This is a genomic window from Roseibium album, assembly GCF_965233825.1.
GTDB lineage: Bacteria > Pseudomonadota > Alphaproteobacteria > Rhizobiales > Stappiaceae > Roseibium > Roseibium album.
The window spans coordinates 6474930-6498035 of record NZ_OZ247583.1 but is presented as its reverse complement, the minus strand read 5'-3'; the positions used below and the strand labels follow the sequence as shown (position 1 = coordinate 6498035).

The 23106-nt window shown below is 57.1% G+C and carries 23 protein-coding genes; 13 read left to right on the top strand and 10 right to left on the bottom strand.

Going from position 1 to position 23106, the window contains the following annotated elements; all coding sequences use genetic code 11:
• Positions 1 to 14: 14 nt before the first annotated feature.
• From ACO6TI_RS29890 to ACO6TI_RS29880, 3 genes are read left to right on the top strand one after another with little or no spacing between them, the layout of a single operon-like run.
• Positions 15 to 578 carry a hypothetical protein gene (locus tag ACO6TI_RS29890; RefSeq protein WP_055112838.1) on the top strand — a complete coding sequence of 188 codons (564 nt, stop codon included), beginning with the start codon at positions 15 to 17 and terminating at the stop codon, positions 576 to 578.
• 52 nt (positions 579 to 630) lie between these two features.
• The gene (locus ACO6TI_RS29885; RefSeq protein WP_350185810.1) at positions 631 to 2133 is read left to right on the top strand and encodes an aldehyde dehydrogenase family protein; all 1503 of its coding nucleotides are present in this window, start codon (positions 631 to 633) and stop codon (positions 2131 to 2133) included.
• Positions 2133 to 3734, top strand: a complete 1602-nt coding sequence (locus tag ACO6TI_RS29880) for a GMC family oxidoreductase (RefSeq protein WP_422383949.1) — start codon at positions 2133 to 2135, stop codon at positions 3732 to 3734. The genes ACO6TI_RS29885 and ACO6TI_RS29880 overlap by 1 nt, the downstream gene beginning before the upstream one ends.
• 71 nt (positions 3735 to 3805) lie before the next feature.
• Here ACO6TI_RS29880 and ACO6TI_RS29875 read toward each other — a convergent pair whose 3' ends face one another.
• Complete coding sequence (locus ACO6TI_RS29875; protein WP_409859480.1) at positions 3806 to 4624, bottom strand: aldo/keto reductase; 819 nt, start codon at positions 4622 to 4624, stop codon at positions 3806 to 3808.
• 198 nt (positions 4625 to 4822) lie between these two features.
• Here ACO6TI_RS29875 and ACO6TI_RS29870 point away from each other — a divergent pair, with 198 nt between their 5' ends.
• Genes ACO6TI_RS29870 through ACO6TI_RS29860 form a run of 3 tightly spaced genes read left to right on the top strand, consistent with a single transcriptional unit; the run spans position 4823 to position 7478 of the window.
• Positions 4823 to 6394, top strand: a complete 1572-nt coding sequence (locus tag ACO6TI_RS29870) for an acyl CoA:acetate/3-ketoacid CoA transferase (RefSeq protein WP_422383948.1) — start codon at positions 4823 to 4825, stop codon at positions 6392 to 6394.
• Positions 6391 to 7170, top strand: coding sequence for an enoyl-CoA hydratase/isomerase family protein (locus ACO6TI_RS29865; RefSeq protein WP_422383947.1), 780 nt, complete (start codon positions 6391 to 6393; stop codon positions 7168 to 7170). Before ACO6TI_RS29870 ends, ACO6TI_RS29865 begins: the two co-directional genes overlap by 4 nt.
• Positions 7167 to 7478: a Dabb family protein gene (locus ACO6TI_RS29860; RefSeq protein WP_055112831.1), complete on the top strand. Its 312-nt coding sequence runs from the start codon at positions 7167 to 7169 to the stop codon at positions 7476 to 7478. The genes ACO6TI_RS29865 and ACO6TI_RS29860 overlap by 4 nt, the downstream gene beginning before the upstream one ends.
• 59 nt (positions 7479 to 7537) lie before the next feature.
• Here the strand turns inward: ACO6TI_RS29860 and ACO6TI_RS29855 are convergent, their stop codons facing one another.
• Positions 7538 to 7993, bottom strand: coding sequence for a MaoC/PaaZ C-terminal domain-containing protein (locus tag ACO6TI_RS29855; RefSeq protein WP_196879605.1), 456 nt, complete (start codon positions 7991 to 7993; stop codon positions 7538 to 7540).
• Positions 7990 to 9003, bottom strand: a complete 1014-nt coding sequence (locus tag ACO6TI_RS29850) for an aldo/keto reductase (protein ID WP_055112829.1) — start codon at positions 9001 to 9003, stop codon at positions 7990 to 7992. The genes ACO6TI_RS29855 and ACO6TI_RS29850 overlap by 4 nt, the downstream gene beginning before the upstream one ends.
• A 140-nt stretch (positions 9004 to 9143) precedes the next feature.
• Here ACO6TI_RS29850 and ACO6TI_RS29845 point away from each other — a divergent pair, with 140 nt between their 5' ends.
• The 5 genes from ACO6TI_RS29845 to ACO6TI_RS29825 all read left to right on the top strand — a co-directional run bounded on the left by ACO6TI_RS29845 (position 9144) and on the right by ACO6TI_RS29825 (position 13576).
• Positions 9144 to 10289: an acyl-CoA dehydrogenase family protein gene (locus ACO6TI_RS29845; RefSeq protein ID WP_055112828.1), complete on the top strand. Its 1146-nt coding sequence runs from the start codon at positions 9144 to 9146 to the stop codon at positions 10287 to 10289.
• Entirely contained in the window at positions 10286 to 11056 is a 771-nt protein-coding gene (locus tag ACO6TI_RS29840; RefSeq protein WP_104701174.1) for a 3-ketoacyl-ACP reductase, read from the top strand. Before ACO6TI_RS29845 ends, ACO6TI_RS29840 begins: the two co-directional genes overlap by 4 nt.
• 10 nt (positions 11057 to 11066) lie before the next feature.
• Positions 11067 to 12215 (top strand): dihydrodipicolinate synthase family protein, encoded by a 1149-nt coding sequence (locus ACO6TI_RS29835; protein ID WP_422383946.1) that lies wholly within the window; start codon positions 11067 to 11069, stop codon positions 12213 to 12215.
• A complete protein-coding gene (locus tag ACO6TI_RS29830; RefSeq protein WP_104701176.1) occupies positions 12215 to 13063 on the top strand; it encodes a sugar phosphate isomerase/epimerase family protein in 849 nt (282 codons plus the stop codon). The genes ACO6TI_RS29835 and ACO6TI_RS29830 overlap by 1 nt, the downstream gene beginning before the upstream one ends.
• Before the next feature lie 87 nt (positions 13064 to 13150).
• Positions 13151 to 13576, top strand: coding sequence for a heme-binding protein (locus ACO6TI_RS29825; protein WP_104701177.1), 426 nt, complete (start codon positions 13151 to 13153; stop codon positions 13574 to 13576).
• Positions 13577 to 13764: 188 nt separating this feature from the next.
• Here the strand turns inward: ACO6TI_RS29825 and phnY are convergent, their stop codons facing one another.
• From phnY to psrA, 7 genes are all read right to left on the bottom strand, one after another.
• Complete coding sequence (gene phnY, locus ACO6TI_RS29820; protein ID WP_082465667.1) at positions 13765 to 15216, bottom strand: phosphonoacetaldehyde dehydrogenase; 1452 nt, start codon at positions 15214 to 15216, stop codon at positions 13765 to 13767.
• Position 15217: 1 nt separating this feature from the next.
• Positions 15218 to 16462: a phosphonoacetate hydrolase gene (gene phnA / locus ACO6TI_RS29815; RefSeq protein WP_196878974.1), complete on the bottom strand. Its 1245-nt coding sequence runs from the start codon at positions 16460 to 16462 to the stop codon at positions 15218 to 15220.
• Between the two features lie 21 nt (positions 16463 to 16483).
• Positions 16484 to 17314 carry a phosphonate ABC transporter, permease protein PhnE gene (phnE, locus tag ACO6TI_RS29810; protein WP_422383945.1) on the bottom strand — a complete coding sequence of 277 codons (831 nt, stop codon included), beginning with the start codon at positions 17312 to 17314 and terminating at the stop codon, positions 16484 to 16486.
• A gap of 10 nt (positions 17315 to 17324) precedes the next feature.
• On the bottom strand, positions 17325 to 18146 hold the full coding sequence (phnE, locus tag ACO6TI_RS29805; protein WP_196878973.1) for a phosphonate ABC transporter, permease protein PhnE: 822 nt from the start codon (positions 18144 to 18146) through the stop codon (positions 17325 to 17327).
• Positions 18147 to 18148: 2 nt separating this feature from the next.
• Entirely contained in the window at positions 18149 to 18901 is a 753-nt protein-coding gene (gene phnC, locus ACO6TI_RS29800; protein WP_082442587.1) for a phosphonate ABC transporter ATP-binding protein, read from the bottom strand.
• A 55-nt stretch (positions 18902 to 18956) separates the two neighbouring features.
• Entirely contained in the window at positions 18957 to 19853 is an 897-nt protein-coding gene (locus tag ACO6TI_RS29795) for a phosphate/phosphite/phosphonate ABC transporter substrate-binding protein (protein WP_055391724.1), read from the bottom strand.
• A 62-nt stretch (positions 19854 to 19915) separates the two neighbouring features.
• Positions 19916 to 21025 carry an iron-containing alcohol dehydrogenase PsrA gene (gene psrA, locus ACO6TI_RS29790; protein ID WP_422383944.1) on the bottom strand — a complete coding sequence of 370 codons (1110 nt, stop codon included), beginning with the start codon at positions 21023 to 21025 and terminating at the stop codon, positions 19916 to 19918.
• A gap of 116 nt (positions 21026 to 21141) precedes the next feature.
• On the opposite strand from psrA, the gene ACO6TI_RS29785 reads away from it, so the two are divergent.
• Together ACO6TI_RS29785 and ACO6TI_RS29780 are read left to right on the top strand one after the other, a co-directional pair.
• Entirely contained in the window at positions 21142 to 22035 is an 894-nt protein-coding gene (locus tag ACO6TI_RS29785; protein WP_104701181.1) for a LysR substrate-binding domain-containing protein, read from the top strand.
• A 160-nt stretch (positions 22036 to 22195) separates the two neighbouring features.
• Positions 22196 to 22747: a hypothetical protein gene (locus tag ACO6TI_RS29780; protein ID WP_422383943.1), complete on the top strand. Its 552-nt coding sequence runs from the start codon at positions 22196 to 22198 to the stop codon at positions 22745 to 22747.
• The last annotated feature ends 359 nt before the right edge of the window (positions 22748 to 23106 follow it).

Below are 23106 nucleotides of genomic sequence, written 5' to 3'. Positions count from 1 at the left end.
GAGGGCAAGTTGAAATGACTACCGAAGCCTACATGTCCAGACCGCAGGGCCGGATTCCCAACAACCGGTTTCCACTTCTTGTGCATCGCAATGTTGTCCCGGGCGGCGGTGCCGATGCAATCAAACGGCTATTTGTATCAAATGGATGGTCGAACAACTGGGACTACCCGGGGATCTACGAGTACGCACATTTTCACTCGACAACACATGAGTGCCTGGGCTGCGCACAAGGCTGGATTGAGTTCAGCCTGTCTGTCGGAGAAGGCGGATGGACAAAAGTGAAGATCGACGCGGGTGATGTCATTCTAATGCCTGCCGGGGTCAGCCACGAAATGATCGCCAGGTCGGACAATGTCCATATGTGCGGCGGCTACCCGGATGGTCGCGACTGGGATGATATTCAGGAGGCCTTTTTGTCTGACGAAGACTACAAAAGAGCCTGCAAACGAATAATGATGCTCCCCATTCCCTCAAGGGATCCCGCCACGGGATTGCCGATGCCCGAATGGCATGCCGCACCTTCTTCGGTTGAAGGTGGTTGGAATGAATGGCGTACCAGCCTCGACGCAACCTCTTAAATCCAATTCGCTTCAAATCCGGTTTCCGAAGTTTCTTCGTTGGGGAATGAAAATGAGTGATTCAAGCATCGTACTAAGCCTTCCAGAACAACCCAGGGCATTCGGGTTTTTCGTAGACGGTTCCTGGTTGCCGATAGAAAGTCGCGAGGTGTTTGAAAGGTTTTCGCCCGGGCATGGCGTTCCTGTTACCCGGATCCCGAAATGCACGGATGCCGATCTGGATGCAGCCGTTAATGCCGCCCGGAAAGCCTTTGACGACCGGCGCTGGTCGGGTCTTTCGGGCGCTGACCGTGCCGCTGTGCTTTTGAAAGCTGCTGAAGGTGTCCGGACGCGAGCGGAAGAAATCGCCTACTGGGAGACTTTGGAAAACGGCAAGCCGATCTCACAGGCGCGTGCGGAAGTCGGGGGCTGTGTCGGCATGTTCGAATATGCAAGCGGGCTGGCACGGTCTCTTCACGGCGACAGTTTCAACAATCTCGGGGACGGCATGTTCGGCGTCGTAACACGCGAACCTGTCGGTGTCGTTGGTGTCATTACGCCGTGGAACTTTCCATTCCTGATCCTGTGCGAGCGCATTCCGTATATTCTTGCGGCCGGTTGCACGATCGTTGCCAAACCCTCGGAAGTCACTTCGGCAACAACCCTGATCCTCGCGGAGATCTTGCATGATGCGGGATTGCCGGCAGGCGTGTTGAATGTCGTGACCGGTTCCGGCAGCACAATAGGGCAGGGCTTGATCGAACATGAGCAGGTTGACATGCTGTCTTTTACCGGCTCGACGGCGGTCGGTCGCCGTGTCGTTGAAGCGTCGGGAAAATCCAATTTCAAGAAGCTGGGGCTGGAACTGGGCGGCAAGAACCCGCAGATCGTATTCGCAGATGCGGATCTGGAAGATGCCGCGGATGGTGTTGCCTTTGGAATAGGATTCAATACGGGTCAATGTTGTGTTTCGGGTTCCAGACTGATCGTTGAGCGAACCGTTGCCGAGAAATTTGCGTCCATGGTCGCGGAAAAGTTCAGGAAAGTGCGCGTTGGTGACCCTCTGGACGAAAGGACCCAGGTCGGGGCGATCACGACCGATGCCCAGAACACGACGATCATGGGATATATCGAGAAAGGCCGTGCCGAGGGCGCGACGCTGATCCATGGGGGCGAGCAGCTTGATTTCGGCCATGGGCAATATATCGCTCCGACGCTATTTGGAAACGTCACCAGTGAGATGACAATTGCACGCGAAGAGATTTTCGGTCCCGTATTGACTGTCATGCCATTCGATACGCTCGAAGAGGCTGTGGCGATCGCAAATGACACCGAATACGGCCTTGCCGCCAGTGTCTGGACCAAGAATATCGACAAGGCTCTTGTCGTCACGCGGCGTGTGCAGGCCGGGCGTTTCTGGATCAATACCACCCTCTCCGGCGGGCCGGAACTCCCGATTGGCGGTTTCAAGCAATCCGGGTGGGGTCGCGAAGCCGGCATCTACGGGGTTGAAGAATACACCCAGGTCAAATCCGTGCACATTGAGATCGGAAAACGGACACCGTGGGTGGCGTGATGACTGAAAGCGGCTATGATTTTGTCATTGTGGGCGGCGGGTCAGCCGGTTGCGTTCTGGCCAGTCGGCTGAGCGAGAATGCAGACGCGCGCGTGCTGCTGCTCGAAGCCGGTGGCAGGGATTCCCACCCCTTGATCCACATGCCGGTCGGCTTCGCCAAGATGACGACCGGTCCGCATACATGGGGCCTCGTCACGGCACCCCAAAAGCATGCAAACAACCGTGAAATTCCATATGCCCAGGCGCGTGTCATCGGTGGGGGCAGTTCAATCAACGCGGAAGTCTTCACCCGCGGAAACCCTGTGGACTATGACCGCTGGGCGCATGAGGAGGGGTGCAAGGGCTGGTCCTTCAGTGAAATCCAGCAGTATTTCCTGCGCTCGGAGGGCAACACAGTACTTTCCGGCGACTGGCACGGAACGGACGGTCCGCTTGGTGTCTCCAACATTCCTGATCCGCAAGTCATGACAAGGGCTTTTGTGCGGGCCTGCCAGGAGCGTGGAATTCCTTTCAGCCACGATTTCAATGGCGAGACGCAGGCCGGTTGCGGTGTCTACCAGACGACCACGAAAAACTACAGACGTTGTTCAGCCGCCGTTGGCTATCTGAAACCAGTGTTGAACCGGAAAAACCTGACGGTTGAAACCGGCTGCCTTGTCCGGAAAATCACGTTCCAGGGCAATCGGGCAACCGGTGTCGAGTACGTCAAAGATGATGTGAAGCACAAGGCAAATGCCGAGAGCGAAGTCGTCGTCACGTCGGGGGCAATAGGTACTCCGAAAATCATGCTGCTCTCGGGCATCGGACCGGCCGCGCATCTCAGGGAGCATGGCATCGATGTCATTCATGATCTGCCGGGTGTGGGGGAGAACCTGCACGATCACTTCGGGATCGACATCGTGGCCGAGCTCAAGGGACACGATAGTCTCGACAAATACAACAAGCTGCACTGGGCCGCATGGGCGGGGATGGAGTATCTGCTGTTCAGGTCCGGGCCGATCACGTCCAATGTCGTCGAGGGAGGTGCGTTCTGGTACGCCGACGCCGACCAACCGGTTCCCGATCTTCAATTCCACTTCCTGGCAGGCGCGGGCGCCGAGGCAGGCGTGCCGAGCGTGCGCAAGGGGGCTTCGGGGATCACGTTGAATTCCTACGCGCTTCGCCCGAAGAGCCGGGGCACGGTTCGATTGAGATCAGCCGATCCCGACGACCTTCCGATCGTTGATCCGAATTTTCTGGCTGAGCCGGATGATCTGAAAACGGGCATCGAAGGTGTGAAGATCAGCCGGGAAATTTTCGAGCAACCTTCCTTGCAGAAATACATCAAATCGACCCGCTTTCCCGATGACACCGTCAAGTCCCGGTCAGACCTCGAGGCATATGCGCGTCAGTACGGGCGAACGTCCTATCACCCGACCTGCACCTGCAAAATGGGCGTGGATGAGATGGCGGTGGTCGATCCGTTGCTGCGTGTGCGCGGACTGGAGGGAATACGGATATGTGACAGTTCAGTGATGCCCAGTGTCATCGGCTCGAATACCAATGCGCCGACCATCATGATTGCCGAAAAGGCGAGCGACCTCATTCGGGGCAATAACTGAACGGGCTTCCCCAACTGAAAAGGGCGATCAGGTGATCGCCCTCTTTTTTGCCTGTCTGTAACCGCCCCCGATCAATCCCAGTCAGGGGCCCATGGAACGAGATCCCTGGTGACAATCCGGTAGTTCCGGTGTGTCAACTCATCGATGCGCGCCATGTCCACCGAAGACAAAGTGAAATCCATGATGTCGAAGTTGGAGCGGATGTTTTCCGGCTTTGTCGACATCGTGTTTATGCTGACACCCTTTTGCAGGATCCAGCGCAGAACAACCTGGCCGGCGTTCTTGCCGTAAGCCTTGCCGATGTCCGCAAACAGGGGCTGTTTGAAAACTTCGCCGCGTGCAACCGAAGAGTAGGAGGATAGCGGAATGCCGATTTCGTTCGCACCCGCCAGGAGCTTGTCCTGATTCAACAGCGGATGAAATTCCACCTGGTTGGTGACGATCGGCGCATCGACGATGGCAACCGCGTCCTTCATCATCTGCACGGTATAGTTCGAAACGCCGATATTCTTCGTCAGGTTTCTGTCCCGGGCCAACTGCAATAGCTCAAGAGACGGGGTGATATCGCCGCCAACCGGCGGCCAATGCAGCAACAGGATGTCGACGTAGTCCGTTTGCAGATCCCGAAGGCTTTTTTCCACCGAGGCCAGGAAAGCATCTTCACCAAAATTATCGGGATGCACCTTTGTCGTGAGGCACAGATCCCCGCGTTTCAAGCCTGTTGCCTTGAGCGCTTCTCCAGTTTCTTTTTCATTGCCGTACATCTGGGCCGTATCGAATGCACGATAACCTGCCTCCGCCGCAGCCAGAATGGCGTTTTTTGCCTGGTCGCCCGTCAGCGGATATGTGCCAAATGCACGCTGGTTGGTTTTCTGGAACGATACATTCATCTCAGCCTCCCTTGAACCTGATGGCTTGTAACCTTTTGGTTACTTAATTTGTAACTCATTAGTTACTTAAGAGGAAGGGGAATTTGTCGACTGTTTGATTTTTAAAGGAAATCCGGGGTTGATTCAATGCTCACGGATTGGCATAGTTTAATAACTAACTAGTTACTTCGGATAAATATCCGAATCACGGAGGACGCTGTGACCAAACAGAAAACCGCGGCTGAAGCTGTCGCGCTTATCCCCGACAACGCCGTCGTTGCAGTGAATTCCTCAAGCGGCCTTTGCTGTCCGGACGCGGTGCTGGAGGCGCTCGGCGAACGGTTCGACGCGGCAGGTGCTCCCCGAAATCTGACGACGATTCACCCGATCGCGGCGGGCGACTTTTTCGGCACAAAGGGCGTTGATCACATCGCCAAATCCGGGTGTCTGACAAAGATCATCGGAGGCAGCTATCCATCGGGCCCATCAAAGGCGGAGCCGCCGCTTATCTGGCAAATGATCATCAAGAACCAGGTCAAAGCCTACAATCTTCCCTCCGGTATCATTTTTGACATGTTGCGCGAAGGCGCGGGACACCGGCCCGGTGTCCTGACGAAAGTCGGTATGGAGACGTTTGTGGATCCAGACCTGGAAGGCGGTGCCATGAACCCGGCGGCGGCGGCCGAACCACTGGTGCGTCACATGGAGTTTGAAGGAGAAGACTGGCTGTATTTCCCGGCGATCAAGCCTGACATCGCGATTATCCGGGCGACCACGGGCGATCAGAGAGGCAACCTGAGTTTTGAATCGGAAGGGGCCTATCTCGGTGCGATGGAAATGGCACTGGCAGCGCACAATTGCGGTGGTACCGTCATCGCACAAGTACGCAAGGTCGGTCAGAACGGCTCGATCAGACCTCACGACGTTCATGTTCCGGGAATACTTGTTGACGTTGTCGTCGAAGCTCCGGAGATGCTGCAGACAACCGCCACACCCTATGATCCGGCAATATCCGGTGAGTTGATCAGGCCGCTCGACAGTTTTCAGTTGATGGAATTCGGCGTGCAGAAAGTGATCGCCCGCCGTGTTTCGCAAGAGCTGAAAAAAGGTTGGTCGGTCAATATCGGGTTCGGTGTTTCTGCAAATGTACCGAGGGTTTACCTGGAAGAGGGACGTCATGGTGACGTGACCTGGGTCATCGAACAGGGCGCTGTCGGCGGTATTCCGCTTCTCGACTTCAAGTTCGGCTGCGCGGCGAATGCAGAGGCCTTCGTTGCTTCCCCTCACCAGTTTGCCTACTTCCAGGCGGGAGGATTTGATGCATCGCTCTTGTCCTTCCTTGAAATAGGTGCCGACGGTTCGGTCAATGTTTCCAGGCTAAAGGCAACGCCACACAGAACCGCGGGCGCGGGGGGATTTGTCGATATTACCGCGCGGGCCAGGCGGATCGTGTTTTCCGGCACGTTCAACGCGGGTGCGAAAATGCATCTCGACGACGGTCGGTTGGTGATTGACCGGGAGGGTCACACCTCAAAAATCGTTCCTGCGGTCGATCAGGTGTCGTTCTCCGGAAAGCGTGCGCTGATGCAGGGGCAGGAGGCCACCTATGTGACCGAGCGATGCGTGATGAAGCTGACGGAGCATGGCCTTATGGTGACCGAGATTGCTCCGGGAATGGATCTGCACCGAGACATTCTCGAGCAGGCGTCAACTCCTCTGCGGGTGGCAGACAACTTGCAAGTGATGAACGGCGCGCTGTTCAGACCCGAGCCGTTCGGGCTGACGCCATGAGGCAGGTTACCGTGTCCGTGGAGGGCGCGACCGGACATCTGCGCCTGTCCCGTCCGGAAAAACTGAACGCGATGGACACCGCAATGGTCGAAGAACTTTCGTCGTGCTGCAGACAGATCGAGCACCGCGAGGACATTCACGTCGTCATCCTGTCAGGTGAGGGCAAGGTTTTCTCGGCCGGTGGTGACATCGATGCCTGGTCAAAGGAAAACGCTGTTCGTTTCGGCAGACACTGGGTGCGCGACGGGCACACGATTTTTGATGCGATTGCCCGACTGCGGCAGCCGGTGATCGCTGTCCTGGACGGTCATGCGCTCGGTGGTGGCCTGGAGCTTGCCGCGTGTGCAGACTATCGTATTGCTGAAACCCAAATACAGATCGGACAACCGGAGACTGGTCTCGGGATCATTCCCGGATGGTCGGGCACGCAGCGGGCTGTGCGCCGGTTCGGTGCGCAAGTGGTCCGGCGGATGGCTGTCTTCGGCGAGACCTACGGTGCCGAACAGGCACTGGCGACCGGGCTCGTGGACAAAGTGGTTGAGACCGGTTTGGGACTCCAGGCGGCGCGGGAAATTGCAGCAGTTGTTCTGCAGCGCGGACCAAGGGCTACAGAGCTTGTCAAGATGATGATCAATGCCGCTGAAGGCGAAGAGCGTGAACGCGTCATCGATGCGCTTGCCGGCACCGTGGCTGCGCAATCTCCGGAGCTGAGAGAAGGGCTTGCAGCTTTTCGCGACAAACGAACACCTGAATTTGGAAAAGGGGATGGGCAATGATCCGCCATTTCGTGGCCTTGCACTTTCGGGCAGGCACACCTGCCGACGTCAAGAACAATCTGATGAGCGAACTTGCATCTTTAACGGATCGCATTGTCGGGATCGCCGATTTTCAGGTTCGCCCGAACATCAGTGTGGAAGATCCGCTGGTCCGGGGGTTCCGGGATGTTTTCTGGTTCGACTTCAAGGATGAAAACGTTCGTGATGCCTATCTCCAGGACGAAGTGCACCAGGCAATCGGTAGCCGGATCGTCGCTGAGCTTGAGGGGGGAGCCGATGGTGTTTTCGTGTGTGACTACAAGGTGTGAGTAGCATTTGCGGGCAGTCCGGACCCGGACACGTCGGCAGCAAATCGGGGCCTCTGCCGCTATCGGTAGACCAGGAGCTTGTTCGAGCCGTCCTGCACGATCTCGCCACGCTGGTTCGAGACAGAAAAAGCGAGTGTCAGAATACCGCGATCGGGTTTCGTCACCTTTCGCTTTTCCATGATTTCAATCATTGCGCCAAGCTCGTCGCCTACAAAGACAGGGCGGCGGAAGGACCAATCCCATCCCAGGGACGCGATTGCCCTGAACTGGGCGTCTGACTGGTTTTTCAATCCGTCAACAAGCGAAAGCACGAGGAGACCATGCGCGACCCGACCCGGAAATCCGTGGTTTCGGGCAGCTGCGTCATCCATGTGGATTTCGAAGCGGTCACCGAACTGCGACGCAAAGGCGTCAATGTCCGAAGCCGTTACAAGGCGCTTCGGCGTATGAATTCTGTCGCCAGTGGCCACTTCGTCAAAGCCGTAGCGTCCGGGGGGCAGCTGTAGATTACTCACGGGGTCGGTGCGTCTTCGCGCAAAAGACCTTTTGCCTTCAGTTCTGACCAGAACTCCACTGGTATCGGGTGGCTGAACCAGTCGAGATTTTTTTGCAACTGTTCGACGGTACGCGTTCCGGCAATGAAACTGGGTATCGCCGGGTGCGCGACCACAAATTGCAGCGCAGCGGCCGGAAGCGGAACTCCAAACTCGGCGCAGACTGTTTCGATCCTGGAGACCTTGCCCATGATGTCGGCAGGTGCAGGGGCGTAGTTGTATTTTGCTCCCTCGATGGCACCTGTTGCAAGTATCCCGGAATTGAACCCTCCGCCGACAACGACGGCTGCGCCGCGCTCTTCGCATAATGGCAGAAATTCGTTCAGGGATTCCTGCTCCAGAAGCGTATAGCGTCCTGCGAGCAGGAAACAGTCGAAGTCGCGTTGCTTGAGGGCTTCGTGGCAGACCTGCCACTCATTGACGCCAACCCCGATCGCCTTGACGACACCCTGGTCCCGCAATTCCAAAAGCGCTTTCCAGCAACCGTCCATTGCCTGTTTGAAAACTTCGGGTTGTTCATCGCCGCGGGTGAACCGGTCGATGTCATGGATGAAACAGATGTCCATCCGTTCGAGATTCAACCGCTGAAGCGAATCTTCAAAGCTGCGCATCGTGCCGTCATAGCCATAGTCGAAATTCACTTTGAAGCGGCCGGCATTTGTCCAGGGCGCATAGTCGATGTCCTGCTTGCGTGCGGGTTTCAAAACACGACCCACCTTGGACGACAGAACATAGTCATCCCTGTTCTTCCAGCGCAGGCTATGCCCGGTGCGCAACTCCGATAACCCGTGGCCATACATCGGTGCGGTGTCATAATACCGGACCCCGGACTTCCATGCGGTCTGGAACATGTTGTCGGACGTTTCCTCGTCGATCTCACGGAAAATGTTTCCAACTGGTGCGGTGCCGAATCCAAAAGCGGTAACTTCCAGATCCACACGTCCGAATTTCATTTTGGCATCAGGCTGCATACCGTGTCCCCTCAAAGTAACTAATTGGTTATTTAACTCGCCAAATGTCAACTCTGCAAGGAGAATTTGGAATCGGAACCACTTGACCATGCGATCGGAGTGCGGATAAAGTAACTAGATAGTTACAAATGGATACGCAGATGTACATCACCGAAACGCATATTCAGGTACGCGACATGGCGCGCGATTTCGCCAACGAGGTCATACGGCCTGCAGCCGAAGAGCTCGATAGCGAAGAGCGCTTTCCCGCACAGCTCTACGCGCAGATGGGCGATCTCGGCCTGTTCGGAATCGGCGTCCCGGAGGAGATGGGCGGTCCGGGGTTCGACACGCTGGCATATGCGCTTGTGATGGAGGAACTCTCGAGAGGATACGCCAGCGTCGCCGATCAGTGCGGGTTGATCGAACTGATCTCCACACTGCTTGTGCGTCACGGGACGAAGGAGCAGCGCGCAAGGTGGTTAGCCGGGGTGATGACTGCAAAGACCAGGGTCGCCTATTGCATTACCGAACCCGAAGCCGGAACGGATGTTTCGGGAATTCGTACCGAAGCGGTCCGGAACGGTGACGGCTGGATCCTCAATGGCGGCAAGATCTGGATCCACAATGCACCGGTCGCCGATGTCGGGTTTGTGCTTGCACGGACCGACCGGGAGGCGGGCAGGCGCGGCATGTCGATCTTTATCGTCGACCTTCACGCCGAAGGTGTCGAGCGGGGTCCCAAGGAGCACAAGATGGGACAGCGCGCCAGTCAGGTCGGTGCGTTGAATTTCTCGGATGTTGAGTTGCCCGCGGATGCCCTTCTGGGAGACGAGGGACGCGGATTTCACATGATGATGAGCGTTCTCGACAAGGGACGGATCGGCATTGCGGCCCTGGCTGTCGGCATCGGTCAGGCGGGGCTGGAAGCATCCGTGGACTATGCCCAGCAACGCAAGCAGTTCAAGCAGCCGATTGTCGAATTCCAGGGCGTGCAATGGCTGTTGGCGGACATGGCGAAAGATGTCGAGGCGGCGCGGCTTCTGGTTCATTCAGCAGCCGTGAAGATCGACCGCGGCGAACTGGCGACAAAGGCCTGCTCCATGGCGAAGTGTTTTGCCGGAGACATGGCTGTCGCGCGCACAGCCGACGCCGTCCAGGTGTTTGGCGGATCCGGCTACATCAGGGGCTTTGAAGTGGAACGCCTTTACCGGGACGCAAAGATCACCCAGATCTATGAAGGAACCAACCAGATCCAGCGCATGATCATCGCTCGTGAGCTGGTCAAGCACGGAGCCGCGTCATGACCGGACAGGCGGTATTGGTGTCCGGGGCCAGCCGGGGGATCGGGCTGGCTGCTGCGAAGGCGTTGGCCGCCGAAGGTTTCGCGGTTGCGCTCAATGGGCCACTTGATGACGACGAACTTCGAAACGCCGTCCGGGAGGTCCGCTCGATTGGCGTTGCCGCCGTGGCAGCTCCTTTCGATGTTGCCGATCTGGGCAAGCATGAAGCGGCGCTCGACGCTATCGAAGCAGCTCTCGGACCACTCACCACGCTGGTCAACAATGCAGGAGTGGGTGTCCTGCAGCGTGGAGATCCGCTGGACGTTTCCGAGGAGAGCTGGGACCGCTGTCTTGAGGTAAATGCAAAAGCCATGTTCTTCTTGACGAAAGCGTTTGCCGCGCGGGTCCTGACACGGACGCGCAATCCGGAAATTTTCCACGCGATCGTCAATGTGACCTCGTCAAACGCGGTTGCCGTTGCCGTCCCGCGCTCGGAATACTGTGCCTCCAAGGCGGCCGCGGCGATGGTGTCGAAAATCTGGGCGGTGCGGTTGGGGGCAGAAAACATAGCCGTTTACGACGTTCAGCCGGGGTTGGTCGAAACCGATATGACCGCGCCCGTGATTTCCCAATATGAGGACCGGGCCAGGGCGGGTTTGACACTGTTCCCGCGTGTCGGCCAGCCGGAGGACATGGGAGCAATCATCGCCGCGCTGGCATCAGGCAAGTTACCTTACACCACCGGACAGGCCATATCGGCAGATGCCGGAATGCTGGTTCCCCGCTTTTGAGGATCACTTGATGAGAATTGCCCTGCCGGACCCAAACGGAAAACTGGCCGACTACACGCTGAAAGGCTCGCCGATCGAAGCGGTTCCGCTCGGGCCGGATCCCGCACGGATCGTGTTTTCGGCGGCTCATGTCGTTGCCGACCCCTTTTCTGCAGCAGATCCGTCCGGGGCCGCGGTGGTCGATTGGCAATCGACCATGGCCTTCAGGCGCCACCTCGCCGATCTCGGTCTGGGGATCGCGGAAGCGATGGACACGGCGCAGCGCGGAATGGGGCTCGACTGGCCCGGTGCGCTTGAACTGATCCGCCGAACGCAGGAAGAGGTTCCGGACGCCCTCGTATTCAACGGCTGTGGCACCGACCAGCTTGTTCTGTCCGATGCGTTGACGCTTGACGATGTTCTGGCTGCCTATCTGGAACAAGTCGAAGCGATACAGCGTGTCGGAGGACGTTTGATCGTAATGGCGTCGCGTGCGCTCGCACGTGTGGCAGCCTCGCCGGAAGACTATCTGCGTGTCTATTCGAATGTTCTGTCGGCCTGCGACAAGCCGGTCATTCTCCATTGGCTCGGCGACATGTTCGACCCTGAACTGGCCGGTTATTGGGGGGGCGACAGCTTTGAGGATGCAATGGCAATCGCCCTGGAGGTGATTGAGGCGAACACCGCCAAGGTCGATGGGATCAAGATATCGCTTCTCGACAAGGAAAAGGAAATTCTGATGCGCCGGCAGCTACCTGCCGGTGTGAAGATGTATACCGGAGACGACTTCAACTATCCGGAGCTGATCGCGGGAGACGACACGGGCGTTTCCCACGCACTTCTCGGCATTTTCGATCCTCTTGCGGTTGCCGTCGGAAATGCTGTTGGTCAACTCGGTGCCGGAGATGCCGATGGGTTTCGCGCGACGCTGGACCCAACCGTGCCTCTTGCTCGCCTGATCTTTCGAAGCCCGACGCAATATTACAAGACCGGTGTTGTTTTTCTTGCCTGGTTGAACGGGTTCCAGGAACATTTTGTCATGCTGGGTGGGGCACAATCGATGCGGCCGCTGCCTTATTTCGTCGATTGTTTCAAGTTGGCCGAGCAAAACGGTCTGTTGCGCGACCCTGATCTTGCGGTGAAGAGAATGAAGGCGTTTCTGACGCTCTACGGCCTGTGATGCGGGATTTCTCCAGGGATACATCGGCGCTTGCGCTGAACACGGCAACGCTCGGCCATAACCTTGACGGGTTCGGCGCCGGGTGGCCGCCGGAAAGGATCATCGAGGCCTGTGCCGAGCGCGGCTTCGGGGGCATCGTCTTCTGGCGGCGGGAGCTTGACAATCAGGCCCGGGAGATTGGCGAGCGTGTCCGTGCCGTGGGAATGCAGGTCGTTGGATTGTGCAGGACACCTTACATCGTCGGCTCAGGAGCTCCGGAGCAGCTCGACGAAGCGCGAGAGACGATCGATGTTGCCGCGAATCTGGGCGCGCCGGTTTTGACGATCGTGACCGGCGGGACAGAACCAGAGACCAAAGGCATCCTGGAAAGCCAGAAAATCCTGGCAGAGCGCGTGGCGGTGCTCAGCGACCATGCTGCAGACATGGGTGTGAAGCTGGCGCTCGAACCGCTCAATCCGATGTTCGGCGGCAATCGCACGGTGCTCATGACCGTTCGCGACGCGGTGCGGGTTTGTAACTGGGTCGGCGCGGCGAATGTTGGCGTGGCGGTCGATGCCTATCACGTCTGGTGGGATACCGCGATTGCCGAGAGCCTGAGGGAAGCAGGTGGCGAACGGATCTATGGCTTTCACCTGTGCGACTGGCTTGAGGAAACCGGTGACATGCTCCTGGACAGAGGCATGATGGGAGATGGTGTCGCCGATCTGAAAGGCTTGCGGGCAGCTGTGGAAGCAGCCGGCTATTGCGGCCCGTGCGAGGTTGAGGTGTTTTCCTCCCGCGACTGGTGGCAGCGGGATCCCGGCGAAGTTCTGGACACGATCGTGGAAAGGTTCCGGACAGTCTGTTGAGCGTGTCATGGCCGGAAACCGGACATTGAATGACACTGCTTCAGGTCTCTGCAGAACCATCTTGTCTGAGGGAAAGGACCCATAGTCATGTCATTGACCATACGCACACAGGCGGTCATTTCATATGCAACGGCTGCCGACCTTGTTCAGGGAGCGTTGTCGCACGCAGAAGATAACGGCTGGGCGGTCGCTGCCGTTGCTGTTGATCCCTGGGGGGCTGTGGTCGCGTCAGGACGCATGGACGGAGTTCCGGCACCCATCCTCGAATTTGCGACAGACAAGGCCTACACCGCGATACTCGGGAAACCGACAAGGGATTTCAACGAGCGCATGTCGTCTGGCAAGGGTTTGGAGCTGGGCATGGTCAACAGACCGCGCCTTTGTGCCTGGGAAGGCGGGTTGCCTGTTTATGTCGAAGGCGCCCTGATCGGTGCCCTGGGTGTGTCCGGAGCAGCCGGCCCGGAAGATGCCGCGTGTGCAACGGTCGCGGTTGCGAGGCTTCAGGCCGATTGAATCAGGATCATCACTTTGGTTTTGGTCTGTTTCGATGCTGACCGGCAAAATTTGAATTGTGACGGGAAGTCCTGCTCTTGGACGGGCGTTTTGACAATTGCCTGACAATCAGGGTCAGAGCTGGCTTTCTGTTTGCCAAAAAAGAGCGAGGCCCTTTTGGCCTCGCAGTTTGGGGGGAACGTCCTTGTCTATCGAGGCCAGGGCAGGGAGTATGTCTTGACGTTTGTGAAGAATTTCATGGCTTCCAGAACGCCTTCCTTGACGGCATTGCCGCTGTCCTTGATGCCGCCGAAGGGCGACATCTCGATGCGGTAGCCGGGCTGCTCCCAGATGTTGCATGTGCCGACATTGAGACCGTTGATATAGGCGATGGCCCGGTTGAGGTCGTTGGTGCACACACCCGAGCTCAGGCCGAATTCGGTCGAGTTGGAAATCGCCATGACCTCCTCGTCATTGTCGGGAACACGAACGATCGGCACGATCGGGCCGAATGTCTCTTCCATGACCAGTTCCGAGCCGTGTGGAACCCTGTCCACCACGATCGGCGGCAGCAGGGCGCCCTGTCGGCCGGGATGATAAAGGATCTCGGCCCCTTCCTCAGCTGCCATCAGGACCCGCTTTTCGAACAGTTCGGCCGCCCGGGCATGGACCACGCAGCCGAGCTGGGTGTCCGGGTCCATCGGGTCGCCGAACTTTATCGCCCTGGCCTTTTCCAGGACCTTGGGAACGAAGCGGTCCGCGACGCTTTCCTGAACCAGGATACGCTTGACCGCGGTGCATCGCTGGCCGGAGTTGCCGGTCGCTCCGGCAACGGCAATCGTCGCGGCCTTTTCCAGGTCCGCATCGGACAGGTCGTTGAGGATGATCAGGGGATCGTTGCCACCAAGCTCCAGCGCGGTCCGCTTGTAGCCGGCCTTGTCGGCGATCATCTTGCCCACCGGCACACCGCCGGTGAAGGTGATGATGTCGATGTTGTCGTTGGTGATCATTTCATCACCGATGTCCTTCGGCCAGCCGGTGACGATCTGGAACATTTCGTGCGGCAGGCCGGCCTCGTAGAGGATATCGGCCAGCGCGATTGCCGTCAGCGGGGTCAGCTCCGTCGGCTTGCAGACAACGCAGTTGTTGGTGGCGATCGCCGGGGCGATCTTGTGACTGACCATGTTGAGCGGATGGTTGAACGGCGTGATCGCCGATATCGCCCGCACCGGTTCGCGCTTGGTGAAGATCTTGCGGTCCTTGCCCTGGGGGGTCAGGTCGCAGGAAAAGATCTGGCCGTCATCCAGGATCGCCATCTGGCCGGCCAGGGTGAACACGTCATACGACCGGCCTGTCTCGTAGAGCGCATGCTGGTGGCAGATGCCCAGTTCCAGCGTCAGCCATTTTGCCAGCCAGTCGCGCTTCTCGCGGATCAGTTCGGCGGCGCGGAACAGGATCTGCTGGCGCTCGTAGCGGGTCAATACCGGTGTGTAGTCGGCTGCGATCTGGAACGCGCGCGCGGCGTGCCCGGCCCCTCCGGCCGGTACGGTTCCGATGATCTCGTCCGTATAGGGGTAATGTACGGGCACGACGTCGTCGGTGAACACCTTTTCACCGCCAATGCGCATGCCCTCGTTGCGGATTTCTACGTTGATGGTCATCTCACTGGGCCGCTGCTTTGGTTGCATAAAAGAAGGCGTCGAAATTGCGCAAGGTCGGTGCCTCCGGCAGTTCGATCTTGCGATTGACGATGAACGGGACCACCTGCTCGGTCAGCCCGCCGTGGCTTCTCAGGGGCTCCTTCAGCGCCGCAAGGTCGTGACGGTGCGCGGATGTGCCGATGCAGATGTTCTCGCCCGAGACCATCACCAGGTCACCGATCCTGTCACCCGGCAGCTCGAATTCCCGGATGGCTTCCTCCCTGGTCAGCACATGGGTGATGCCGTCGGTCGCGCGCAGCCTGGCAATGATGCCGGCCTGGTCGGCGCCCTCCGGCAGGTAGGTGGTGGCAAAGGAACCAAGGGCACCGTGGTGCACGACATAAGGGTCGGTGATCGGCAGGATCACACGGGCCTTGTCCTTGCCCAGCCAGTCGTCCATCAGGTCCTGCACATAGACGACGGCGGGGGAGCCGTCGGCCAGATGCTTCGGCTTCATGCCGTGGTCGGCGGTGACAACGATGGCCGCGCCCAGCTCGTCCAGCTGTGCCAGGTACCTGTCGAACATGGCATAGAAGTCGAGCGCGCCCTGCTGGTCCGGAGCGAACTTGTGCTGAATGTAGTCGGTGGTCGACAGGTACATCACATCCGGCCTGAATTCCGTCAAGAGCTTCACCCCGGCGGCGAACACGAATTCCGACAGTTCGGCGGAGTAGACTTCCGGCACGTCCATGCCGAGCCACCTGGAGGCATCGTCGATGCCGTTTTCGGCAAGCGTTGCCTGATCGGACTTTTCCGAGGAGAAGCAGATCGCGCGGCCTTCGTCAAACTTCAGCCCGGCACCCAGGAGCGCCCGCAGCTTGTCCTTGGCAGTCACCACGGCAACCCGGGCCCCGGCCTCGTAGAACCTGGAGAACAGCGTCGGCGCACGCAGGAAGCGCACGTCATTCATCATCACTTCCTCACCCGTATCCGGATCGATCAGGTAATTGCCGCAGATGCCGTGCACGATCGGCGGCCGGCCCGTTGCGATCGACAGGTTGTTGGGGTTGGTGAACGAGGGAATGACAGAATGCGCCAGCTTGTCCGTGCCTTCCGCCCGCATCCTCTTCAGCGTCGGCATCAGACCACGGGCAATCGCCACATCAAGATACTCCGGTTCGCAACCGTCGAGGCAGATCGAAACAGCCGCTACCTTCGGAGCAGGGTAAACACGCCCGTTTGCTTCAACGGCGGTCTGGATGTTCATTTGGATATCCTTTGGACTTTCTTACTTCGCACGGTTCACTGCTGATCGCAGATATCCGGACAGGAATTCCGCGATGAGAACCATGGCTATGATTGAGAGAATTATTGCGGCTACCCGCAGGTTTTCCAGCTGCTGAACGTTTCTTTTCAGGTACCAGCCCATGCCGCCGCCTCCGAAAAAGCCCACCACGGTGGCGGCGCGGAAAGCAACGTCCCACGTGTAGATCGCGATCCCGGTGAAGGCCACGCGAACCTGGGGCACGACGGCAAAGAGGAACACCTGGAACGGATTGGCACCGGCTGCCCGCATGGCTTCGACCGGCCCTATTTCAATGGCTTCTATTTCATCGGCGAACAGCTTGCCTGCAAAGCCGATGCAGAACATGGTCAGTGCACTGACGCCTGCCAGCATTCCGAAGCCCAGTATCGAGACAAAGAGGATCGTCCAGATGGTTTCGTGAATTGCCCGGCAGAAAATCACGCCGAGGCGTCCAACCGGAAACAAGGCACGGGCGGGTGAGACATTAGCTGCAGAAAACCAGGCGAGGGGAATCGCGATGCAAACGCCCGCAAATCCACCCAGAAATGACATCTGGAGCGTGTCGAGAATTGCTGCCAGGTAGCCCTTGTCCAGCACGTACTCCAGATCGGGTGGATAGTAGCGGTCGCTGACCACTCCCATCAGCCGGCCCAATGCGCCGAAAAGCCTGGTGATGTCGATGTTCAGAAAGTGAAACGAATAACCCAGAAACACCAATACGATCAGCAACGTGCCGTATTTGTAGAGGGAGTCAGGGTATTTGAACCGCGACCACTTCCGCGCGGGAATCGAGTTGGCTGTCTGATCGGTCATCGGTGCCTCCTCAAATCACAGCTTTACGCAGGTAGTGAGAGATGATTTCGCCAATGATGATCAGGAACAGGATTGCCAGGATCACCATGGTGACGCCGCCATAGTTGAAACTGTTCATCTGGCGGAAGAAAAGCAGACCCAGTCCACCCGCGCCAACCAGACCCATAACGGCGGAACGGCGGATATTGATATCCCACTCAAATATCACGGTGGCCAGAACCACCGGATAGATCTGCGGCAAAATTCCGTAATACATGACCTGAAACTGGCTGCCGCCCACCGCCCGGATCGCTTCAACCGGCTTGGTATCGATGTTCTCGATGGCTTCCGCGGAAATTTTCGAGATGAAGCCGACCGAACGCATGGCAATGGCCAGAATGCCCGGCAGTGCACCCAGTCCGACAGCACTGACGAAAAGAAGCGCCCAGACGATTTCATGAACGGAGCGGCTGAGGACCATCAGAAATCGGCCGAGAGGATAAAGAATGGTTTTCGATGGCGTGACATTCGCTGCTCCGAGCCAGGCAACAGGCAGTGAAAGGAAGCACCCCAGAACCGTCCCGACAGAGGCCATCATGAAAGTTTCGAGGGTGGGGATCAGAAGTTCTGGCAACAGCCCGAGGTCGAGTGAAAGGTAGCGGCCGATCGAACTGAGAACACCGCTGCGGCCGCCAATCCGGGACCAGTCGGTATCTTCAATGATCGTTCCGTTGACGCACCAGGCAACAAAGGCGATGACGGCCAACCAGATAAGGCCCATCTTCACATAGCGACGCCGGCGCAATTCATATTGCAGGTCCAATGCCGCAGGATTTGCGTCAATCACTGCCATGCTCACAGGACCTCCATGGCGTAAATGTCATCCAGGTCCGCGTCTCGCAATTGCTCTGTCGCACCATCGAACTTTTTGTAGCCATCCTGCAGGCCGATGATGCGGTTGCAGAATTCCTTGGCGAGCTGCACGTCGTGGATATTGCAAAGGGCAGGGACTTTCAGTTCCAGTGCAATGTCCCGGATGAGAGCCATGACTTCCCGCGAAATCTTGGGATCAAGCGCCGAGGTGGGTTCATCCAGCAAGAGCAGTTTGGGCCTTTGCATCAGGGCGCGGGCGATCCCGACGCGCTGGCGCTGGCCACCGGACAATTCATCTGCGCGTTTGTCGATGTGGTCGCTGAGGCCGACACGGTCCAGGTAATACAGCGCGAGCTGGATATCGTCCTGAGGAAAGGCACGGAACAACGAACGCATGTTGCCCGTGTAGCCCAACCTGCCCGAAAGCACGTTGTCCATGACGGACATGCGATTGATCAGGTTGAACTCCTGAAAAATCATCCCGACATTGCGTCTGAGATTGCGAAGTGCCCTTGGTCTGAGTGCACACACATCCTCTCCCAGAAGCACGATCTTGCCGTCGGAGGGTTCAACCAGTCGGTTGACGCACCGGATGAGCGTGGATTTTCCCGCCCCGCTGGGTCCGATGATCGCCAGGAAATCATCGTCCTGCACTTCAAAATCGATGCCTTTGAGAATTTCGGGGCCTTTTGCGCTGTAACGCACCTTAAGTCCCTCGACGGTCAAAACGGCCATCATCCGCCTCCCTCGGAAATCTGGTGCGCGTGAAAGGCGCGCACCAGGTTTTTGGTTATTTTTTGGCGTCTTTTGCCGCTTTCAGGTCGCGGATAATGTTGTAATCATCGTCCGACATGGCGACGAAACGGCTGGCGTTGACATTTTTCAGATATTCCTGCCCTTCCTCATTGTCGCCTAGCGTCAAAAAGGCCTCGGTGATCTGACCGACCAACTCGTCGCAAAGCTGACCGGAAACCACGAACGGATCCTGCGGAATAACTGGGGAAGACCAGATGAGATTGTAGTCTTCCATCTTGGCCAGTCCACGGTCGATGACATTGTCCAGACGGTGGGTGGCGACGAAGGCGATATCGACTTGCCCTTCCAGAACCGCGATTGCGGAAAGGTCATGTCCGCCTGTGTAGACAACGCGGCTGAAATGGTCTTCCAGATCCTGGCCGATGACTTTTGTAAAGGAAACACGCGGCAGCAGGTTTCCCGAAGTCGACGCGGGATCCGTCAGCCCGACAACCTTGCCCTCAATGTCTTCGATCTTCTCGATGCCGGAATCTGAACGCGAGACAAGCACAGCCTTGTAGCCAGGGCCTTCTTCCTGAAAGTGTCCCTTGTGTTTTGCATAAGTTGCAAACACCTGCAGCGACGGGTCTTTTTCCTGTGCGATGACATAGGAATATGGACCGTGCATGCCGATGTCCACAAAGCCGCCAAGCATTGCTTCAACGACGGAGGCATAGGACGTGGGAAGATAGAATTCGATGTTCTTGCCGGTGGCTGCCTTCAGCTGGTTTACCATCGGCTCGTAAAGCGCAAGTTCCTGGGTGGTCTCTTCCGTAGGGATCATCGAGAAACGCAAAACGTCCGGATTCTTGCATTCCTCAGCACTTGCTGCACCTGCGATCGCAACAAGTGTACCAGCAAGGGCGGTCTGAAAAAGGGTTGTTAGCTTCATTTCTGGTCCTCCGGTAGGTTGATTTGACGGGTTGATCCCGCTTGTTTTTGGGTATCCGTTGATCAGATCAGACCCTGGTGCCGGGCCGCTGCGAGAAAATTCTCCTTGGTTCCGATGAAATTCTTGCCGCGCTCCCCGGCAAAGGCCTCGTCAATGATCTGCATGCATTTGCCTTCGGGCACCGAGTGATCCACAAAGCGTGTTCCCACACCCAGATCTTTCAGAAACCGGGTCAGAAATTCAGCACCCTCCTCAAGGTCGCCGCCGAAAATCGTCTTGAGAGCATCTTCGCGAAATCCCCCGATGCCGGACACGGAACGCAGCACCGTCGGCAGAGTGAAGGAGCAGGCGATGCCATGCTGGACACCCCATCCCAGGGTGATCGGATAGGAGAGATTGTGTGCGATCGCAGTCTTCGTATTGGAAAATGCAAGGCCGGCGAACAATGAAGCCTCGGCCATTTCGCGTCTGAAGAAAATGTTGCCTGGATCACGCAGCACCTTGGGGAGCGCGGGCAGGATACGCTTTGCGGCCGCCACGGCATGCTGCGCGGAAACCGGGTTGGCATTCCGGTTCCAGATACTTTCCAGAGCATGCGACAATGCATCCAGACCGGTCGCCAATGTAAGCCCATAGGGCTTCCCAAGCATCAGGGCCGGGTCGACCAGGGCGATTTCGGGATACAGCCGGGGATGGGCCAGCGAGTACTTCTTCGCCGCTGCCTCATTCCAGACGGTGGCCCAGCATGTGACTTCACTGCCGGTTCCCGCCGTGGTGGGGACGGAAACGATCGGAAGGAAGGACAGCTCATCTTCGCCTTCCTTCGTCTCCAGGAACCTCACAATGCGGCTAAAATCTCCGCCGGCGGCGGCAAAGACCTTGGCTGAATCAATGACCGATCCACCGCCAATCGCGACAATGACGTCAACATCGTCTGCCACCGCGAAACGGTCACACTGGACACGCAGCAATTCATAATCCGGATTGGGAGCCACATCGCTTATCTTGACAACCGGTTCCCCGGCCGTCCTGGCGAGCTTGTCAGCCAGTTCCGCAAATACGGGCTCCGGATAGGTCACCAGCGCGTACCGCCTCCCGCCAATTGTGTCCGGGAGTCTTGAGAATTCATCCTCACCAAAAAGCACGTTAACCGGGTTTTTATAGGCCCACATATTTGTCCCTTTGATTTCGAAAACTTGAGACGCGGTTGTCACATTCAAGGAGAGCATGAACAGCCTTAATGCATATATCAAATTGATTGTTTCGATGTGTTCTATATACTGTATCTATGCTTAAGTCCGAACTCCGTGCTTTTCACGCTGTTGCTCGATTTGGTGGTTTTTCCAATGCAGCCAAGGCTTGCAACGTGAGCCAGCCGACGCTTTCAACACAGGTGAAGGCGCTGGAAAGACGCTACAAGGTGGAACTCTTCAACCGCGTCGGACGCGAGGTGCACCTGACCGGGCCGGGAAAAGAGCTCATGGAGATCACCTCGCGGCTCGTTCAGGCAGAAACAGATGCGGAAAGCTTGTTGAACAGCTATCGCGGGTTCCATGCCGGGGCACTCAACCTGGCTGCGGTCGGGCCTTTTCACGCAACCGACATGATCGTTGCCTACAAGCAGAATTATCCGGGAATTGATGTTCAGGTAAAGTTTGGAAATTCAACGCATTGCTTCGAGCAAATCCTGTCTTTCGATGCTGATGTGGGGATCATAGCCGAAGTTCCCGTGGACGAGCGCGTGACAACCCTGCTTTACAGCGTGCACGAGGTGGTTGCCTTCGTGAATTCGGACCATCATTTCTATGACCGCGCCAGTATTTCGATACACGAGTTGGAAGGCGAGAAAACCATTCGGCGGGAAGCGGGATCCACAACGCGGACCGCGATCGAAAGAGAGCTGGACAATCGCGATGTAAAAGTGGATGCGGTACTGGAACTGGGCAGCCGGGAAGCCATCTGGAAAGCGGTTGAGCAAGGCCTTGGACTTGGGTTCGTGGCGGACTTCGAGTTTGTTCCGCACCCGAACCTGCGCCCCATACCGATCACGGACGCCGATATCCAGACGAACTACTATCTGGCCTTTCTCAAGGAACGCGAGCAGTCTCGACTGATAAACTCGTTCTGTGATGTTGCCCTGGGCAGAAATGGAAAGAAAAGCACCTGGTCTCCAGTTGCCTGACAGCTGCGCTTTCCGGGAGTTTAGGGGTGTGATTGAAGTGGGGGCAAGAATGAGGGTTACTATCCTAAGGTAACGCGGTCCGGGGTTATTGCCGTGTCAGTACTGAAGACGGGAACCTTGAGAGGACCCGTTTCGCTAATGTCAAAGAGCAGTATTCGTGATGAAACTTGTCTTTATCCACGGCGCACCGGCAACCGGTAAATTGACCACCGCCAGGGCTTTGTTGAGGGCTGTGCCTGGTCGTCTGTTCGACAATCATGTTGCAATTGACGTTGCTCAAACTGTTTTTGACTTCGGTGCTCCCGGGTTCTGGGAACTTGTCCATACCGTGCGTTGCTCGGTCGTGGAGGCTGCCGCGAAACACGACATTCCAATGCTTGTTACGACTTATTGTTATTCAGCGAGCGACCGTCTGCAATTCGAGGATCTTGCAGCCGTCATGCACAAATGCCACGGTGAGATACTCCCTGTTCACATCAGCTGTGATCGCAAGGAGGTGCTGTCACGATTGGGAAATTCAGAGCGCGCTCAACGCGGCAAGATCACAACGGAACAGAGCCTGGACGAATTCAACTCGATTTTTGTTCCCGCTCCTGCGCCAATACCGAACTGCCTAATGCTTGATAGTGGAGTTGCGACAGCCGACGAAATGGCAGCGACCGTTGTTTCCCGTTTTGGTCTTTGCACTTCAGAAAAACAAAGTGGCCTTTGAGGAGCCGAGATGTGGGATCATTGGATACTGAGTGACAAACACGCTCGATCTCTTGCGATTTGGGGTGGGATCTCGTTTGCCGCACTTGAGCTCTCAATGTTGTTCGAACATCCGGTCAATACCGTTCTCTGGATAGGTTTCATTATTGTATCAACGCCATTTATCTTTTTCCATTTCTTAAAATTGGCCGCGAGAATGCTTAGAGATGGTATTTGAACAATAGCTGGTTGAAGAATTAAGTGCTTTGTCAACAGAACCTAGATTTGAGCCTTAGGCACGGGTCTTGTGCCGACCGATTGCTGCGAATTTGCAGTGTTGGATAATTCGACTGGCAAGGAAGTTTGCCGGATTTGGGAAGA

Excerpts from the sequence above, each read along its gene's own strand:
- ACO6TI_RS29840 (WP_104701174.1), top strand. The coding sequence starts at position 10,286 with ATGACCGGACAGGCGGTATTGGTGTCCGGGGCCAGCCGGGGGATCGGG.
- ACO6TI_RS29850 (WP_055112829.1), bottom strand. The coding sequence starts at position 9,003 with ATGCAGCCTGATGCCAAAATGAAATTCGGACGTGTGGATCTGGAAGTT.
- ACO6TI_RS29885 (WP_350185810.1), top strand. The coding sequence starts at position 631 with ATGAGTGATTCAAGCATCGTACTAAGCCTTCCAGAACAACCCAGGGCA.
- ACO6TI_RS29830 (WP_104701176.1), top strand. The coding sequence starts at position 12,215 with ATGCGGGATTTCTCCAGGGATACATCGGCGCTTGCGCTGAACACGGCA.
- phnY (WP_082465667.1), bottom strand. The coding sequence starts at position 15,216 with ATGACCATCAACGTAGAAATCCGCAACGAGGGCATGCGCATTGGCGGT.
- ACO6TI_RS29865 (WP_422383947.1), top strand. The coding sequence starts at position 6,391 with ATGAGGCAGGTTACCGTGTCCGTGGAGGGCGCGACCGGACATCTGCGC.
- ACO6TI_RS29845 (WP_055112828.1), top strand. The coding sequence starts at position 9,144 with ATGTACATCACCGAAACGCATATTCAGGTACGCGACATGGCGCGCGAT.
- ACO6TI_RS29875 (WP_409859480.1), bottom strand. The coding sequence starts at position 4,624 with ATGAATGTATCGTTCCAGAAAACCAACCAGCGTGCATTTGGCACATAT.
- ACO6TI_RS29835 (WP_422383946.1), top strand. The coding sequence starts at position 11,067 with ATGAGAATTGCCCTGCCGGACCCAAACGGAAAACTGGCCGACTACACG.
- ACO6TI_RS29825 (WP_104701177.1), top strand. The coding sequence starts at position 13,151 with ATGTCATTGACCATACGCACACAGGCGGTCATTTCATATGCAACGGCT.
- ACO6TI_RS29880 (WP_422383949.1), top strand. The coding sequence starts at position 2,133 with ATGACTGAAAGCGGCTATGATTTTGTCATTGTGGGCGGCGGGTCAGCC.
- psrA (WP_422383944.1), bottom strand. The coding sequence starts at position 21,025 with ATGTGGGCCTATAAAAACCCGGTTAACGTGCTTTTTGGTGAGGATGAA.
- ACO6TI_RS29890 (WP_055112838.1), top strand. The coding sequence starts at position 15 with ATGACTACCGAAGCCTACATGTCCAGACCGCAGGGCCGGATTCCCAAC.
- ACO6TI_RS29860 (WP_055112831.1), top strand. The coding sequence starts at position 7,167 with ATGATCCGCCATTTCGTGGCCTTGCACTTTCGGGCAGGCACACCTGCC.
- ACO6TI_RS29795 (WP_055391724.1), bottom strand. The coding sequence starts at position 19,853 with ATGAAGCTAACAACCCTTTTTCAGACCGCCCTTGCTGGTACACTTGTT.
- phnE (WP_422383945.1), bottom strand. The coding sequence starts at position 17,314 with ATGACCGATCAGACAGCCAACTCGATTCCCGCGCGGAAGTGGTCGCGG.
- ACO6TI_RS29780 (WP_422383943.1), top strand. The coding sequence starts at position 22,196 with ATGAAACTTGTCTTTATCCACGGCGCACCGGCAACCGGTAAATTGACC.
- phnC (WP_082442587.1), bottom strand. The coding sequence starts at position 18,901 with ATGGCCGTTTTGACCGTCGAGGGACTTAAGGTGCGTTACAGCGCAAAA.
- ACO6TI_RS29785 (WP_104701181.1), top strand. The coding sequence starts at position 21,142 with ATGCTTAAGTCCGAACTCCGTGCTTTTCACGCTGTTGCTCGATTTGGT.
- phnE (WP_196878973.1), bottom strand. The coding sequence starts at position 18,146 with ATGGCAGTGATTGACGCAAATCCTGCGGCATTGGACCTGCAATATGAA.
- phnA (WP_196878974.1), bottom strand. The coding sequence starts at position 16,462 with ATGAACATCCAGACCGCCGTTGAAGCAAACGGGCGTGTTTACCCTGCT.